16 protein-coding genes and 1 pseudogene are annotated in these 14,143 nt (G+C 70.3%); 10 read left to right on the plus strand and 7 right to left on the minus strand.

Going from position 1 to position 14,143, the window contains the following annotated elements; genetic code table 11:
• The first annotated feature begins 251 nt into the window (after window positions 1-251).
• Window positions 252-1,241, plus strand: a complete 990-nt coding sequence (moaA, locus tag AB0I18_RS48745; protein ID WP_363112294.1) for a GTP 3',8-cyclase MoaA — start codon at window positions 252-254, stop codon at window positions 1,239-1,241.
• 104 nt (window positions 1,242-1,345) lie between these two features.
• Here the strand turns inward: moaA and AB0I18_RS48750 are convergent, their stop codons facing one another.
• Window positions 1,346-1,591 carry a hypothetical protein gene (locus AB0I18_RS48750; RefSeq protein ID WP_363112295.1) on the minus strand — a complete coding sequence of 82 codons (246 nt, stop codon included), beginning with the start codon at window positions 1,589-1,591 and terminating at the stop codon, window positions 1,346-1,348.
• Between the two features lie 227 nt (window positions 1,592-1,818).
• Window positions 1,819-2,217 (minus strand): DUF3099 domain-containing protein, encoded by a 399-nt coding sequence (locus tag AB0I18_RS48755; RefSeq protein ID WP_363112296.1) that lies wholly within the window; start codon window positions 2,215-2,217, stop codon window positions 1,819-1,821.
• Window positions 2,218-2,462: 245 nt separating this feature from the next.
• Here AB0I18_RS48755 and AB0I18_RS48760 point away from each other — a divergent pair, with 245 nt between their 5' ends.
• Window positions 2,463-2,738: a GlsB/YeaQ/YmgE family stress response membrane protein gene (locus AB0I18_RS48760; RefSeq protein WP_363112297.1), complete on the plus strand. Its 276-nt coding sequence runs from the start codon at window positions 2,463-2,465 to the stop codon at window positions 2,736-2,738.
• Between the two features lie 54 nt (window positions 2,739-2,792).
• Here the strand turns inward: AB0I18_RS48760 and tyrS are convergent, their stop codons facing one another.
• The 3 genes from tyrS to AB0I18_RS48775 are packed head-to-tail and all read right to left on the minus strand — an operon-like array spanning window position 2,793 to window position 7,030.
• Window positions 2,793-4,061 (minus strand): tyrosine--tRNA ligase, encoded by a 1,269-nt coding sequence (gene tyrS / locus AB0I18_RS48765; protein ID WP_363112298.1) that lies wholly within the window; start codon window positions 4,059-4,061, stop codon window positions 2,793-2,795.
• A gap of 57 nt (window positions 4,062-4,118) precedes the next feature.
• The gene (locus tag AB0I18_RS48770; protein ID WP_363112299.1) at window positions 4,119-5,510 is read right to left on the minus strand and encodes a metallopeptidase TldD-related protein; all 1,392 of its coding nucleotides are present in this window, start codon (window positions 5,508-5,510) and stop codon (window positions 4,119-4,121) included.
• Window positions 5,507-7,030 (minus strand): TldD/PmbA family protein, encoded by a 1,524-nt coding sequence (locus tag AB0I18_RS48775; RefSeq protein ID WP_363112300.1) that lies wholly within the window; start codon window positions 7,028-7,030, stop codon window positions 5,507-5,509. The genes AB0I18_RS48770 and AB0I18_RS48775 overlap by 4 nt, the downstream gene beginning before the upstream one ends.
• A gap of 230 nt (window positions 7,031-7,260) precedes the next feature.
• Between AB0I18_RS48775 and AB0I18_RS48780 the strand changes: the two genes are divergently transcribed.
• From AB0I18_RS48780 to AB0I18_RS48795, 4 genes are all read left to right on the plus strand, one after another.
• On the plus strand, window positions 7,261-8,400 hold the full coding sequence (locus AB0I18_RS48780) for an SEC-C metal-binding domain-containing protein (protein ID WP_363112301.1): 1,140 nt from the start codon (window positions 7,261-7,263) through the stop codon (window positions 8,398-8,400).
• A 201-nt stretch (window positions 8,401-8,601) separates the two neighbouring features.
• Window positions 8,602-9,318 (plus strand): 3-oxoacyl-[acyl-carrier-protein] reductase, encoded by a 717-nt coding sequence (gene fabG, locus AB0I18_RS48785; protein WP_363112302.1) that lies wholly within the window; start codon window positions 8,602-8,604, stop codon window positions 9,316-9,318.
• 2 nt (window positions 9,319-9,320) lie between these two features.
• On the plus strand, window positions 9,321-10,088 hold the full coding sequence (gene fabI / locus AB0I18_RS48790) for an enoyl-ACP reductase FabI (RefSeq protein WP_363112303.1): 768 nt from the start codon (window positions 9,321-9,323) through the stop codon (window positions 10,086-10,088).
• A 216-nt stretch (window positions 10,089-10,304) separates the two neighbouring features.
• Complete coding sequence (locus tag AB0I18_RS48795) at window positions 10,305-10,655, plus strand: hypothetical protein (protein WP_363112304.1); 351 nt, start codon at window positions 10,305-10,307, stop codon at window positions 10,653-10,655.
• A gap of 9 nt (window positions 10,656-10,664) precedes the next feature.
• Here the strand turns inward: AB0I18_RS48795 and AB0I18_RS48800 are convergent, their stop codons facing one another.
• A complete protein-coding gene (locus AB0I18_RS48800; RefSeq protein ID WP_363112305.1) occupies window positions 10,665-11,372 on the minus strand; it encodes a FadR/GntR family transcriptional regulator in 708 nt (235 codons plus the stop codon).
• Window positions 11,373-11,473: 101 nt separating this feature from the next.
• Here AB0I18_RS48800 and AB0I18_RS48805 point away from each other — a divergent pair, with 101 nt between their 5' ends.
• The 4 genes from AB0I18_RS48805 (at window position 11,474) to AB0I18_RS48820 (ending at window position 14,010) form a co-directional block, all read left to right on the plus strand.
• The gene (locus AB0I18_RS48805) at window positions 11,474-12,832 is read left to right on the plus strand and encodes a CynX/NimT family MFS transporter (protein ID WP_363112306.1); all 1,359 of its coding nucleotides are present in this window, start codon (window positions 11,474-11,476) and stop codon (window positions 12,830-12,832) included.
• Between the two features lie 84 nt (window positions 12,833-12,916).
• The gene (locus AB0I18_RS48810) at window positions 12,917-13,033 is read left to right on the plus strand and encodes an SGM_5486 family transporter-associated protein (protein ID WP_363112307.1); all 117 of its coding nucleotides are present in this window, start codon (window positions 12,917-12,919) and stop codon (window positions 13,031-13,033) included.
• 166 nt (window positions 13,034-13,199) lie between these two features.
• The gene (locus AB0I18_RS48815) at window positions 13,200-13,415 is read left to right on the plus strand and encodes a hypothetical protein (RefSeq protein ID WP_363112308.1); all 216 of its coding nucleotides are present in this window, start codon (window positions 13,200-13,202) and stop codon (window positions 13,413-13,415) included.
• Between the two features lie 76 nt (window positions 13,416-13,491).
• On the plus strand, window positions 13,492-14,010 hold the full coding sequence (locus AB0I18_RS48820) for a histidine phosphatase family protein (RefSeq protein WP_363112309.1): 519 nt from the start codon (window positions 13,492-13,494) through the stop codon (window positions 14,008-14,010).
• A 46-nt stretch (window positions 14,011-14,056) separates the two neighbouring features.
• On the opposite strand, the pseudogene AB0I18_RS48825 reads toward AB0I18_RS48820, so the two are convergent.
• Window positions 14,057-14,143: pseudogene (locus AB0I18_RS48825) on the minus strand (phosphohistidine phosphatase); the annotation flags it as partial.

Genomic DNA, 14,143 nt, shown 5'->3' on the forward strand with positions numbered 1-14,143 from the left:
GGAGCGCCGGCGCGAGGCCGCCGCGCTGACCGGCACCGCGAAGCTGTACAGGACGGCGGGCGACGACATCATGTTCTCCTTCCCTACGACGCGGCCGCTCGGCGTCTCGTGGGATCATGTCCGCCCTCGTTGTCGGACCTGTCACGTAGGCTCGCTGGTATCGGTCGGGCTGATCGCTCGGAGCAGTCCGACCCGCATCGAGGTCCGTATCGATGCCCGTATCGCGGTCCGTATCGAGGGAGGGGGCCCACGTGCTCATCGACACCTACGGCCGAGTGGCCACTGACCTGCGTGTCTCGCTGACCGACCGCTGCAATCTGCGGTGTACGTACTGCATGCCGGAGGAAGGCCTGCAGTGGCTGGCCAAACCCGATCTGCTGACGGACGACGAGATCGTCCGCCTCATCGACATAGCCGTGACCCGGCTGGGCATCACCGAGGTCCGCTTCACCGGTGGCGAGCCCCTGCTGCGCCCCGGCCTCGTCGGCATCGTGGAGCGGGTGGCCGCCCTGGAGCCCCGCCCCCAGATGTCCCTCACCACCAACGGCATCGGTCTCAAGCGCACCGCGACCGCCCTGAAGGCGGCGGGCCTGGACCGGGTCAACGTCTCGCTGGACACCCTCCGCCCGGACGTCTTCAAGACCCTCACCCGCCGCGACCGTCACCAGGACGTCCTCGACGGCCTCGAAGCCGCCCGGGACGCCGGCCTGAACCCGGTGAAGGTCAACTCGGTGCTGATGCCGGGGCTGAACGAGAACGAGGCCCCGGACCTCCTCGCCTGGGCCGTGGAGAACGACTACGAGCTGCGGTTCATCGAACAGATGCCGCTCGACGCACAGCATGGCTGGAAGCGGGAGGGGATGGTCACCGCGGGCGACATCCTCACCTCGCTGCGTACCCGCTTCGAGCTCACCGAGGAAGGCTCCGAGAAGCGCGGCTCGGCCCCCGCCGAGCGCTGGCTCGTCGACGGCGGCCCGCACCGGGTCGGTGTGATCGCCTCGGTCACCCGCCCGTTCTGCTCGGCCTGCGACCGTACGCGGCTGACGGCCGACGGCCAGGTCCGCACGTGCCTGTTCGCACAGGAGGAGACCGACCTGAGGGCCGCGCTGCGCTCGGACGCGCCCGACGAGGAGGTCGCCCGGATCTGGCGGCTCGCGATGTGGGGGAAGAAGGCGGGGGCCGGTCTGGACGACCCGTCGTTCGTTCAGCCCGATCGGCCTATGTCGGCGATCGGTGGCTGAGCGTTTCCAGGTCGGCGTGAGAGTGCGGGCCGGTGGGGGCTGGTCGCGCAGTTCCCCGCGCCCCTGAAGGGGCGCTCTCGTGGACGCGTGTCAGAACGTTGTGCTCAGTTCTCCGGAGACTCCCAGTCCTCCAAGCGCACCACGTCCTTCAGGAAGCCGCGTACGCCCAGGAACTGGGACAGGTGCTCGCGGTGTTCCTCGCAGGCGAGCCAGGTTTTGCGGCGCTCCGGCGTGTGCAGCTTCGGGTTGTTCCAGGCGAGCACCCACACGGCGTCGGCCCGGCAGGCTTTCGCCGAGCAGACAGGGGAGTCGGGGGCGGACGGTTCGGAGCCGGGAACGTTCAGAATCACGTCCCCGACCCTAACGCGGGCCGGAGAAAAGGCGACGCCGAGCAGCCACGGGGGGAGCTGCCCGGCGTCGGTCTGTCGCTCCGACGGGGGATGCGGAGCGCGTACGAAGTATGTCACGGGTAACCCGCCGCCCGGCACCGGAACAACATGATTGATCTGAGCTTTTCTTGAGCTTGGTACGCCCTTCAACCCGGCACTCGGAGGATCGTCCGTGGTCGGGTCCGCGATCAGCTGTGCGGTCGGGTCGGCTCGTGCGGTTCGTCCCGCAGACCGGCACCGGGATCGGCCGTGACGTCTTCCGGGACGGATTCCGCGGGGTCGCCAGGACCGGGTGCCGCCAGCATCGGAGGGGTGGGCGCGGTCACGAAGGTGGACGGCAGCGAGGGTGCGTTCTCCCGGCCCGCGTTGGCGATCACCACGGCGACGTAGGGGAGCAGGATGCCGAGCACCAAGGCCACGACGGCGACGTGCCGTTCGACGTTCCACAGGGTGGCCGCGAGGATCACCGCGACCGTGCGGACGGACATCGAGATGACGTAGCGGCGCTGCCTGCCGCGTACGTCGTCGGCGAGCCCCTGCCTGGCTCCGGTGATCCGGAAGACCTCGGTGTTGCTCTGCTTCCGCATCACGTTCCACCACCCGCCTGTATCGGACGCTCCCCGGCCCGTACCCGGTCCGCACCGGGTGAGGAAACCGGGCGCGTACAACCACCACGTTACGCCGCGGCCCGGCCGTCCACGAGACCGGGTCGGGTCCTGTCCGGACGGGTACGGCTGCGCCGTACCGCGTATGGCCGTGCCCGACATGCGCCGTATGACAGGCGGGCCGAGACTGGGCGAAATGCTCGCGTAGAGCCGTATAGGAGGCAGCCATGGGCTGGTTGTGGGCGATCATCGTCGGGTTCGTACTGGGCCTGCTGGCCAAGGCGATCATTCCGGGCAAGCAGCACAGCCCGCTCTGGCTGACCACGATCTTCGGGATCATCGGCGCCGTCGTGGGCAACGCGATGGCCCGCGGCATGGGGATCGACGAGACGAACGGCGTCGACTGGGGCCGCCACGGCCTCCAGCTCGCGGCCGCGGTCGTCATCGTCTTCGTCGGCGACATGCTGTACTCGGCGGTACGGGGCCGCAGAGAGCGCGCTTGAACGTACGACGAAGGGGGTGGGTTCCTGATCAGGAACCCACCCCCTTCGTGAGCGTCACGAACCGATGACCTCCACCGCCGCCAGGTTCTTCTTGCCCCGCCGCAGCACCAGCCACCGCCCGTGCAACAGGTCCTCCTCGGCGGGAACCGCGTCCTCGCCGGCGACCTTCACGTTGTTCACGTACGCGCCGCCCTCCTTGACCGTGCGGCGCGCGGCCGACTTGCTGGCGACCAGGCCGACCCCGGCGAGGAGGTCGACCACGGGGCCGAGCTCCGAGACCTGGACGTGCGGCACCTCGGAGAGGGCCGCGGCCAGCGTCTTCTCGTCGAGTTCACCCAGCTCACCCTGGCCGAAAAGGGCCTTCGACGCGGCGATCACGGCGGCCGTCTGGTCGGCGCCGTGCACCAGGGTCGTCAGCTCCTCGGCGAGCGTGCGCTGGGCGGTACGGGCCTGGGGGCGCTCCTCGGTGAGCTTCTCCAGCTCCTCCAGTTCCGCACGGGACTTGAAGGACAGGATCCGCAGGTACGTCGAGACGTCCCGGTCGTCCACGTTCAGCCAGAACTGGTAGAACGCGTACGGCGTCGTCATCTCCGGGTCGAGCCAGACGGCGCCGCCCTCGGTCTTGCCGAACTTGGTGCCGTCCGACTTGACCATCAGCGGCGTCGCGACGCAGTGCACCGAGGCGTCCGGCTCCAGGCGGTGGATGAGGTCCAGGCCCGCCGTGAGGTTGCCCCACTGGTCGCTGCCGCCCTGCTGGAGCGTGCAGCCGTACCTCCGGTACAGCTCCAGGAAGTCCATGCCCTGGAGCAGCTGGTAACTGAACTCCGTGTAGCTGATGCCCTCCTGGGACTCCAGGCGCCGGGCGACCGAGTCCTTCGTGAGCATCTTGTTGACGCGGAAGTGCTTGCCGATGTCCCGGAGGAACTCGATGGCCGACAGACCGGCCGTCCAGTCCAGGTTGTTCACCATCACTGCGGCGTTCTCGCCCTCGAAGGACAGGAACGGCTCGATCTGCCCGCGCAGCCGGGTGACCCAGTTGGCGACCGTCTCCGGGTCGTTCAGCGTGCGCTCCGCCGTCGGGCGCGGGTCGCCGATCTGGCCGGTCGCCCCGCCCACCAGGGCCAGCGGACGCAGGCCCGCCTGCTGGAGGCGCCGCATGGTGAGCACCTGCACCAGGTGGCCGACGTGGAGACTGGCCGCCGTCGGGTCGAAGCCGCAATAGAACGTGACGGGACCGTCCGCGAGCGCCTTGCGCAAAGCGTCCTCGTCGGTGGACAGGGCGAACAGCCCGCGCCACTTCAGCTCGTCGACGATGTCCGTCACGGTTCTCTTGTCTCCTCGGAATCTGCGCAGACCCGTTCGGGTCGGTCAGCTACGAGGTTATACGCCCTGACTGACAGAGCTCATATTGAAATCCGGCACCCGCAGGGCGGGCATCGCGGCCCTGGTGAACCAGTCGCTCCACTCACGCGGCAGCGTCTTCTCCGTCCGGCCTGCCTCGACCGCCCGCCCCAGCAGATCCACCGGCGACTCGTTGAACCGGAAGTTGTTCACCTCGCCGGCCACCTCGCCGTTCTCGACGAGGTAGACGCCGTCCCGGGTCAGCCCGGTCAGCAGCAGCGTCGCCGGATCGACCTCGCGGATGTACCAGAGACAGGTCAGCAGCAGACCCCGCTCGGTGGCCGCGACCATCTCCTCCAGGGACGTGTCCGCGCCGCCGTCGAGGATCAGGTTGCCGATCCCCGGGGCCACCGGCAGACCGGTCAGGCCCGCGCTGTGCCGGGTGCTCGTGAGGTGCGCGAGCTCGCCCGCGCGGACCCACTCGGTGGCCCGGAGGGGCAGTCCGTTGTCGAACACCGACGCGTCGTCCCCGGAGGAGTGCGTGAGCACGAAGGGGGCGCTTTCGAGCCCCGGCTCGTTCGGGTCGCTGCGCAGCGTCAGCGGCAGATCGGTGAGCTTCTCGCCGACGCGGGTACCGCCGCCGGGCTTGCTGAACACCGTCCGGCCCTCGGCCGCGTCCCGGGCCGCCGCCGACCACATCTGGTAGATCAGCAGGTCCGCGACGGCGGTCGGCGGCAGCAGTGTCTCGTACCGCCCCGCGGGCAGCTCGACCCGCCGCTCGGCCCAGCCGAGCCGCTTGGCAAGCTCCGCGTCGAGCGCCGCCGGGTCCACGTCCTTGAAGTCCCGCGTCGACCGCCCGGCCCACGCCGAACGCGTACGGTCCGGGGACTTGGCGTTCAGCTCCAGCGTCCCGTTGGGCTGGTCGTGACGCAGCCGCAGCCCTGTCGACGTACCGAGGTAGCTCGTGACGAGCTCGTGGTTGGCGAAGCCGTACAGCTCTCGTCCGCCCGCACGCGCGCGTGCGAACGATTCGCCGAGCGCCGGCGCGAAGTCCGCGAAGACGGCGGACGAGGTCTCGGTGGGCGAGTCCGTGAAGTCGGGGGAGGCGGGCACACCCTCGACGAGCGGCTGTGCGTCCTCGGCCGGGCTCGCGCCGCGCGCGGCGGCCTCGGCGGCCCGCACCAGCGGCTCCAGCTCCTCGGGGGTCACGGCCGACCGCGAGACGACCCCGGAGGCGGTGCCCTCCCGGCCGTCGACGGTCGCGATGACGGTCAGCGTGCGCCCGCGCGTGACGCCGTTCGTGGTCAGCGCGTTGCCCGCCCAGCGCAGGTTCGCGGTCGACTGCTCGTCGGCGATCACGACGCAGCCGTCGGCCCGGGACAGTTCGAGGGCGCGCTCGACGATCTCGTGCGGCTTGTTCGTCGTGGTCATCGACCGGCCTCCTGCGTGGTGTTCAGAATGTTGACGCCCTTGAAGAGGGCCGACGGGCAGCCGTGCGAGACCGCCGCGACCTGGCCCGGCTGGGCCTTGCCGCAGTTGAAGGCACCGCCCAGGACATACGTCTGCGGGCCGCCCACCGCCGCCATCGAACCCCAGAAGTCGGTGGTCGTCGCCTGGTACGCGACATCCCGCAGCTGGCCCGTGATCCGCCCGTTCTCGATCCTGAAGAACCGCTGCCCGGTGAACTGGAAGTTGTAGCGCTGCATGTCGATCGACCAGGACCGGTCGCCGACGACGTAGATCCCGCGGTCGACCCCGCCGATCAGATCCTCGGTGGACAGCCCGCCCGGATCCGCCTGGAGCGACACGTTCGCCATCCGCTGTACGGGGACATGGCCGGGGGAGTCGGCGTACGCGCAGCCGTTGGACCGCTCGAAGCCGGTCAGCCGGGCGATCCTGCGGTCCAGCTGGTAGCCGACCAGGGTCCCGTCCTTGACGAGGTCCCAGGACTGGCCCTCGACCCCCTCGTCGTCGTACCCGATGGTCGCGAGCCCGTGCTCGGCGGTGCGGTCACCGGTGACGTTCATCAGCTCGGAGCCGTACTTCAGCTTGCCCAGCTGGTCGAAGGTGGCGAACGAAGTCCCGGCGTACGCGGCCTCGTAGCCGAGCGCGCGGTCCAGCTCGGTGGCGTGCCCGATGGACTCGTGGATGGTCAGCCACAGGTTGGACGGGTCGACGACGAGGTCGTACACCCCCGCCTCGACGCTCGGCGCCCGCATTTTCTCGGCGAGCAGTTCCGGAATCCGTCCGAGCTCGCCCTCCCAGTCCCAGCCGGTGCCCTGCAGGTACTCCCAGCCGCGTCCGACGGGCGGCGCGATGGTGCGCATCGAGTCGAACTCGCCGCTCGACTCGTCGACGGCGACGGCGGTCAGCTGGGGATGCAGACGGACCCGCTGCTGCGTGGTCACCGTCCCCGCCGTGTCCGCGTAGAACTTGTTCTCGTGCACCGTCAGCAGCGAGGCGTCCACGTGACTGACGCCGTCCGCCGCGAGCAGTCGCGCGCTCCAGTCGGTGAGCAGCCCGGTCTTCTCCTCGTCCGGCACGGAGAAGGGGTCGATCTCGTACGAGGAGATCCAGGTCTGTTCGGCGTGCACCGGCTCGTCGGCCAGCTCCACGCGCTCGTCGGAACCGGCCGCCTTGATCACCTGGGCGGAGAGCTTCGCCATCGCCACGGCCTGCGAGGCGACCTTCGCCGCCGCGTCCATCGTCAGGTCCACGCCGGACGCGAACCCCCAGGTGCCGCCGTGCACCACCCGCACCGCGTACCCCAGGTCGGTCGAGTCCGACGATCCCGCGGGCTTCGCGTCCCGCAGCCGCCAGGCCGCGCCGCGCACCCGCTCGAACCGGAAGTCCGCATGATCGGCGCCCAGGGCACGCGCGCGGGCGAGGGCGGCGTCGGCCAAGGCCCTGAGCGGCAGTGCCAGGAATGACTGATCGATTTCATGGGGCACGGGTGGATTTCCCTTCGTCCTGACCGTCGGGTCCGGCCTGCTCGAACCATCGAATCGCCAGACCGCAGTGAAACATGTCCCGCGCTCGCCGCACACGTGAAATCCGGCTGGCAGCCAGGCGGAACGGCGAAAGCCGGGAGCGGCATGAGCGGCCGCGTCGTGTCACCGGGGCGGGTGATCCCATGCCGTTCCCCGGCGGGTCCGACTCGGGCCGCACTAGCGTGAATTCCATGTCCAGCAAGCGCCACTCCACGAAGCCGAAGCCGAAGCCGAAGGCATCGGCACCCGGCGAGCTTTCGCCCCAGCCCGACTCCTCCCGCTTCTACGCCTCAGGCGCGGAAGCCGCCACCGCGATGGAGGAGTCGGCCGACCAGTATCCGGAGTACCGCGAGGAGACCCTGCTGGAGGCCGCGAGCGAATGGGCGCTGGCCGAGGAGTTCCAGCGGGCGCTCGCCATCTACGACCGGCTGCTCGACGAAGGCTGCGAGGAGCCGGAGATGGTCGCGGCGTACCGGGCCTCGGCGCTCTGGGATCTGGGCCGGGCGGACGAGGCGCGGGAGTCGATCGCCGATCTGAGGACGCGCCACCCCAAGGACCCCGACCTTTGGCGGTACATGGGCGAACTGCTGGAGTCGAAGGACGAGCTCCGGGCGGCCATGGAGTGGTTCACCGCGGGGCTGACGCACGCGCTCGGCCCGAGTGCTCCGCTCACTCCGGAGTCGGTGCGGGGAGCCGAGCACGCGACGGAGATCGAGCAGCTCGTCATCGGGCGCCATCGGGTGCGCAGACTGCTCGGCGAGCCCCACGACGACTGCGACGACCTCGCCGACCGGCTGCACGAGGGCCGGGCGCACCTGTTCGGCGCGGCACGCCCGCTGGACGAACTGCATGATCCGAGGAGGCAGCGCGCCACCTGGGAGAACGATCCGGAGATGATGGAGGCCGAGATCAAGGCCGTGCAGGAGGAGGCCGAGGCGCACCGCGCCGCCCGGGCCCGGCCCGTTACGACCTGTGCGCTGTTCTGGGCGGCGGACGACTTCGAGGAGCTCCTGTCGTCCTGGCCGGCGTCCGCGGACGCCTACGGCGCCGACCACGCCGGTCATCTGCGACAGGTGGAGCAGACCCTGCGGCGGCTGTCGGAGGAAGGCGCGACGCATCTCTCCACCGGCCGCGGCGACGTGCAGGACCTCGAAGCGCATGCACAGCAGGCGGGCCTCACCCCTGACGCGCCGTCGACGCGATCCGCGTACGCCGCGGAGCTCGCCCGTGCCGGCAGAGCCGAGGCGTGGCCCCCGCCTCGCAACGCCCCCTGCTGGTGCGGCTCGGAGCGCAAGTACAAGAAGTGCTGCGGGAACCCCGCGTCGGCTTGATCGGGTGAAGACGTGAACGGCTGTGGAGACAGTTGGAGAGATACAGGCCGACGCGCGGGCTGACCGGGGTGCGTCGACCGTGCCGACTGTAGAGACCCGACAGGAGGCGGCGGGTGCCACTGTCGGTGCCCGATTCTCCGTAAGGGGGACGGTACCGATAGGTTTTTGAGGTACCAGACCGGCTATCGAAAGGGTGATCCGTTGAGCCGCTCGGTTCTCGTCACCGGAGGAAACCGGGGCATCGGCCTCGCCATCGCCCGCGCTTTCGCCGACGCGGGCGACAAGGTCGCGATCACGTACCGCTCGGGTGAGCCCGGGGCCCTTCGGGAAGAAGGGTTCCTGGCCGTCAAGTGCGACATCACCGACAGTGATCAGGTGGAGCAGGCCTACAAGGAGATCGAGGCCGAGCACGGCCCGGTCGAGGTGCTGGTCGCCAACGCCGGCGTCACCAAGGACCAGCTGCTGATGCGGATGTCCGAGGACGATTTCACGTCCGTCGTGGACACCAACCTGACGGGCGCCTTCCGGGTCGTGAAGCGCGCCAACCGCGCCATGCTGCGGGCCAAGAAGGGCCGTGTCGTGCTGATCTCCTCGGTCGTCGGCCTGATGGGCTCGCCGGGCCAGGCGAACTACGCCGCGTCCAAGGCCGGCCTGGTCGGCTTCGCGCGCTCGCTCGCCCGTGAGCTCGGCTCGCGCAACATCACCTTCAATGTCGTCGCGCCCGGCTTCGTGGACACCGACATGACCAAGGTGCTCACCGACGAGCAGCGCCAGGGCATCGTGAAGCAGGTGCCGCTCGGCCGGTACGCGCAGCCCGAGGAGATCGCCGCGGCGGTGCGGTTCCTCGCCTCGGACGACGCCTCGTACATCACTGGAGCCGTCATCCCGGTTGACGGCGGACTGGGAATGGGTCACTGATCATGAGCGGAATTCTCGAGGGCAAGCGCATCCTGATCAGCGGTGTGCTGATGGAGTCCTCCATCGCCTTCCACGCCGCCAAGCTGGCCCAGGAGCAGGGCGCCGAGATCATCCTGACGGCGTTCCCGCGGCCCACGCTGACCGAGCGCATCGCGAAGAAGCTCCCCAAGCCCGCCAAGGTCATCGAGCTCGACGTCAGCAACGACGAGCACCTCGCGCGGCTGGCCGACCTGGTCGGCGAGGAGCTGGGCGGCCTGGACGGCGTCGTGCACTCCATCGGCTTCGCTCCGCAGGACGCCCTCGGCGGCAACTTCCTCAACACGCCGTTCGAGTCGGTCGCCACGGCCATGCACATCTCGGCGTTCTCCCTGAAGTCGCTGACGATGGCCTGCCTGCCGCTGATGCAGAACGGCGGCTCGGTCGTCGGCCTCACCTTCGACGCGCAGTACGCCTGGCCGCAGTACGACTGGATGGGCCCGGCCAAGGCCGCCCTGGAGGCCACCAGCCGCTACATGGCGCGCGACCTGGGCAAGCAGAACATCCGCTGCAACCTGATCTCCGCGGGCCCCATCGGCTCCATGGCCGCCAAGTCCATCCCCGGCTTCAGCGATCTGGCAGCGGTGTGGGACAGCCGTTCGCCCCTGGAGTGGGACCTCAAGGACCCGGATCCGGCCGGCCGCGGCATCGTCGCCCTGCTCAGCGACTGGTTCCCGAAGACCACCGGCGAGATCATCCACGTGGACGGCGGTCTGCACGCGATCGGGGCGTGACGCTTCGCGGTTCCACGCTCAGGACGCCGTACGTCCAGGACGCCGTACGTTCATGACGCCGTACGTTCATGACGCCCCGTTCCCCCGCAGCGCGCGGGGAGCGGGGCGTCACCCGTTCGGCCCCACCGGCCGGGCGGGGAAGGGGGTAACCACCCACTCTGGAGTAGGAGTTCCCCTCCCGAGATGCCCTCCCCAGCACGGCCGAGGAGGTCCCTTGTGCGCTCGCCCACGAGCTTCGCTCCGCTGCTGGCCGCCCTGACCCTCCTGCTCGCGCTGCCCTGCGACGCGGCCTCGTACACCGCGAAAACGGTGCCCCACGCGCGTGTGCCCGTCGACAGGCCCTTCGGGGCGGCGTGCCGGACCTCGGTCGACGGTTCGTACGTGACGGCGTACTGCCACAACCCGTATCCGGAGACCGACCGCGTCGGCCTGCACGTCGAGTGCGACCGGTGGTGGGACATCGACAGCGACCTGACCCCGGTCGAGGCGGGACCCGCGCAGACCGTGCGGCTCACCGGCCGCTGCTGGAAGGAAGTCCGCTCGGCCTGGGTCAGTCACCAGAGGTGACTGCCCGGGTCAGTCACCAGAGGTGACGCCGGACCCCTTCTCACCGAACCGCCCCGGACGGCACAGGAACGGATAGCCCGCCGCCTCCGCGGCGGCGGCTGCCGCGTCGCCCGCGCGGATCGCGTCCACCAGACGTGCGTGGTCCATGTACGTCTCGGGCGTCAGCTCCTCGCCCACGTCCTCGCGCAGCCAGTCCCGCACGACCTCGCCCAGGTCCGCGTACATCGCCGTCATGACGTCGTTGTGGGACGCGGCCACCACGGCGAGGTGAAAGGTCGTGTCGGCGGTCACGAAGGCCTCCGCGTCGCCCGACTCCCAGGCCTCCTCACGGCGTACCAGGAGCGCGTCCAGCTGCTTGAGATCACGCTCGGTGCGGCGCTCGGCGGCCAGCTTCGCGGCGCTCGACTCCAGGATGGAGCGCAGCTCGGCGACGTGCCGCGGATCGGCGTCGGCGAAGCGGCGGTGCATCACGCCCGCCAGCTCGCTGGTTGCCACGACGTAGGTGCCCGAGCCCTGCCGGATGTCGAGCAGACCGTTGTGCGCGAGCGCGCGCACGGCCTCCCGGACCGTGTTGCGGGCGACCCTCAGCTGCTCGACGAGCTCCGGCTCGGTGGGGATGCGCGAACCCACCGGCCACTCGCCCGAGGTGATCTGCTTGCGCAGCTCGGCGATGACCTGCTCGGACAGCCCCGATCGGCGGGGGTGGCTCAGGGTCATGACGGTCCTTCGCGCCAGGGGTGCACCGGGATGCGTGTCACGGGATGCATGTCAGGGAATTGTGCACCAGGGGGTTGGACAACCAATCATCCCATGATTCTATGATGACGTTCATGACTGGCGAGGAAACCCGGACGACGATGTCCACACCGATACGAAGCTCTGCCCAGGACGCGGACCCCCGGGCGCCCGCCACGCGCGCGTGGATGACGCGTCTGGTGATCGTCGGCATCGTCCTCACGGCCCTCAACCTGCGCCCCGCCATCACCAGCCTCGGCGCCCTCCTCGAAGAGGTGCGCGACGGACTCGGCATGAGCGGCAGCGTCGCCGGGCTGCTCACCTCCGTACCGCCGCTCTGCTTCGCCGTCTTCGGCGTGACGGCACCGCGCCTGGCCCGCCGCTTCGGACCGGGCGTCGTGGTGTGCGCCGGCATGGTGGCGATCGCGGCGGGACTGGCGATCCGGCCCTTCGCCGGGAACACGGCCGGATTCCTCGCCGCCAGCGCCCTCGCGCTCATGGGCATCGCGGTCAGCAACGTCCTGATGCCGGTGATCGTCAAGCGCTGGTTCCCGGACCGGGTCGGCCCGATGACCGGCCTCTACTCCATGGCCCTCGCGCTCGGCACCGCCGCCGCGGCCGCCGTCACCGTGCCCGTGACCCGGGCGCTGGGCGGCGACTGGCAGTCGGGCCTGGCCGTCTGGGCGGGGCTCGCCGCCGTCGCCGTACTGCCGTGGATCCCCCTCGTACGGGCCCGGGGGACGGCCTTGTCCGCCGACACGCGCCCCGCTCCGGCTCCTGCCCCGGCCTCGGCCTCGGCTTCCTCGGCACGTCAGGAGGCACGTCGGGAGGCACGTCAGGAGCCCGCCACGCTGCGGATCACCCGGAGCCGTACGGCCTGGGCGCTCGCCGTCTTCTTCGGACTGCAGGCCACCGCCGCGTACATCACGATGGGCTGGATGCCGCAGATCTTCCGGGACGCGGGCGTCCCGGCGGGCACGGCCGGACTGCTGCTCGCCGTCACCATGGTGATGGGCGTACCACTGGCGTTCGTCATCCCGCGGCTGGCCGCCCGGCTGCCCCACCAGGGGCCGATCGTGGTCGCCCTCGGCAGCTGCGGTCTCGTCGGGTACGCGGGGCTCTACTTCGCCCCGGCGGGCGGCGCCTGGGCGTGGGCGCTGCTGCTCGGCGTCTCCAACTGCGCGTTCCCGCTGGCCCTCACGATGGTCGGCATGCGGGCCAGGACGGGCGCGGGGGTCGCACAGCTGTCGGCATTCGCACAGAGTGCCGGCTACCTGATCTCGATCCCCGGCCCACTCCTGGTGGGCGTGCTCTACCAGCACAGCGGCGGCTGGGGGCTGCCGATCGCGCTCATGGCGGGGCTGATGCTCCCGCAGATCGTGGTGGGTGTCATGGCGGGGCGCGACCGTACGGTCGAGGGCGAGGCCGAGGCCGCGCTGTGACTCCGTCGGTGACCTAGCCGGTGGCCTCGCCGGTGAGCCGACCCCACCGGTGAGGGGGCGGGCGAGGGGTGCGAGACTAGCCGTATGCCCGTGCTCGATCCGAACCCCCAGAACGGCCAGAAGAAGATGCTCCTCGTCTTCGGCGCGTTCCTCGCCATCTTCGTGATCATCGGCGTCATCGCGACGATCGCCTCGCCCTGACCCGTTCGGGGCGCGATGGTGGGGCTAGCCCCACCATCCCCTAGGGGGTGAGTGTCAGGGTCAAGTGGGTGGATCACCGGATGGGTTGAGGGCTCCGGCTTCCGTACCTTCGAAGTGTGACCGCGAGGACGCGGACCACGGACCACCGAAGACCCACGGAGGCGGCATGTCGGCCCCTACGCACACCCAGCCCCACCCGGCGACCAGGGGCGGCGTGGAGACCCGGCTGCCCTGGTGGGCCGTCGCCCTCCCCGCGCTGGCCTTCGTCACGCTGCTGTTGCTGATACTCAACCCCGCGGACGCCCAGGCGGCGAGCGGCGACCCCGCGGTCGGGCAGCTCTTCGAGCGCATCCAGGACATGGTGCTCCACCAGGGCTCCTGAGCCCTCTGTAACCCATGCCGAGGCAGCGACTCAACTCCCTGCGCCCCGTGGCGTGTTTCATGCGAAGCTGGGACCCATGAGCGTCGCAGAACCCCGCAGGATTGTCCTTTTCCGGCATGCGAAAGCCGACTGGCCAGAGGTGCCCGACCATGAGCGGCCGCTCGCTGAGCGGGGCCGCAAGGACGCCGCCGTCGCCGGACGCAAGCTGGCCGACACCGGCATCCCCTTCGATCTGGCTCTCTGCTCCACCGCGGCCCGGACCCGCGAGACCTGGAAACTCGCCGTCCAGGAGTTCCCGCACCGGCCGAAAACGGTCTACGAGGAGCGGCTCTACGAGGCATCGCCCGGTGAGCTGATCGCCGTACTCAACGAAACCCCGGACGACGCGCAGAACGCGCTCCTGATCGGCCACAACCCCGGCGTGCAGGGTCTCGCCGACATCCTGGCCGGGCAGTCCGAGGGCGACGTGCAGGAGCGGATGAGCCGCCGCGGCTTCCCCGCCGCCGCCTTCGCCGTGCTCTCCTTCACCGGCTCCTGGAAGACCCTGGAGCCGGGCACGGCCACGCTGCTCGACTACTGGGCGCCGTCCGAGTAACGCCACCTCGGCGTAACCCCACCTCGGAGTAACACCACCTCGACGCGGACGGGGCCCGGTAGTCGAGCAGCGTGGCCGTGCCCGGCTCCAGGGTCTTCCAGGAGCCGGTGAAGGAGAGCACGGCGAAGGCGGC

The sequence above is a fragment of the Streptomyces sp. NPDC050704 genome (assembly GCF_040654355.1).
Lineage (GTDB): Bacteria > Actinomycetota > Actinomycetes > Streptomycetales > Streptomycetaceae > Streptomyces.

Coding starts and splice junctions, on each gene's coding strand:
- AB0I18_RS48755 (WP_363112296.1), bottom strand. CDS start 2,217: ATGCGGAAGCAGAGCAACACCGAGGTCTTCCGGATCACCGGAGCCAGG.
- AB0I18_RS48760 (WP_363112297.1), top strand. CDS start 2,463: ATGGGCTGGTTGTGGGCGATCATCGTCGGGTTCGTACTGGGCCTGCTG.
- AB0I18_RS48770 (WP_363112299.1), bottom strand. CDS start 5,510: ATGACCACGACGAACAAGCCGCACGAGATCGTCGAGCGCGCCCTCGAA.
- AB0I18_RS48780 (WP_363112301.1), top strand. CDS start 7,261: ATGTCCAGCAAGCGCCACTCCACGAAGCCGAAGCCGAAGCCGAAGGCA.
- fabI (WP_363112303.1), top strand. CDS start 9,321: ATGAGCGGAATTCTCGAGGGCAAGCGCATCCTGATCAGCGGTGTGCTG.
- AB0I18_RS48800 (WP_363112305.1), bottom strand. CDS start 11,372: ATGACCCTGAGCCACCCCCGCCGATCGGGGCTGTCCGAGCAGGTCATC.
- AB0I18_RS48805 (WP_363112306.1), top strand. CDS start 11,474: ATGATGACGTTCATGACTGGCGAGGAAACCCGGACGACGATGTCCACA.
- AB0I18_RS48810 (WP_363112307.1), top strand. CDS start 12,917: ATGCCCGTGCTCGATCCGAACCCCCAGAACGGCCAGAAGAAGATGCTC.
- AB0I18_RS48815 (WP_363112308.1), top strand. CDS start 13,200: ATGTCGGCCCCTACGCACACCCAGCCCCACCCGGCGACCAGGGGCGGC.
- AB0I18_RS48820 (WP_363112309.1), top strand. CDS start 13,492: ATGAGCGTCGCAGAACCCCGCAGGATTGTCCTTTTCCGGCATGCGAAA.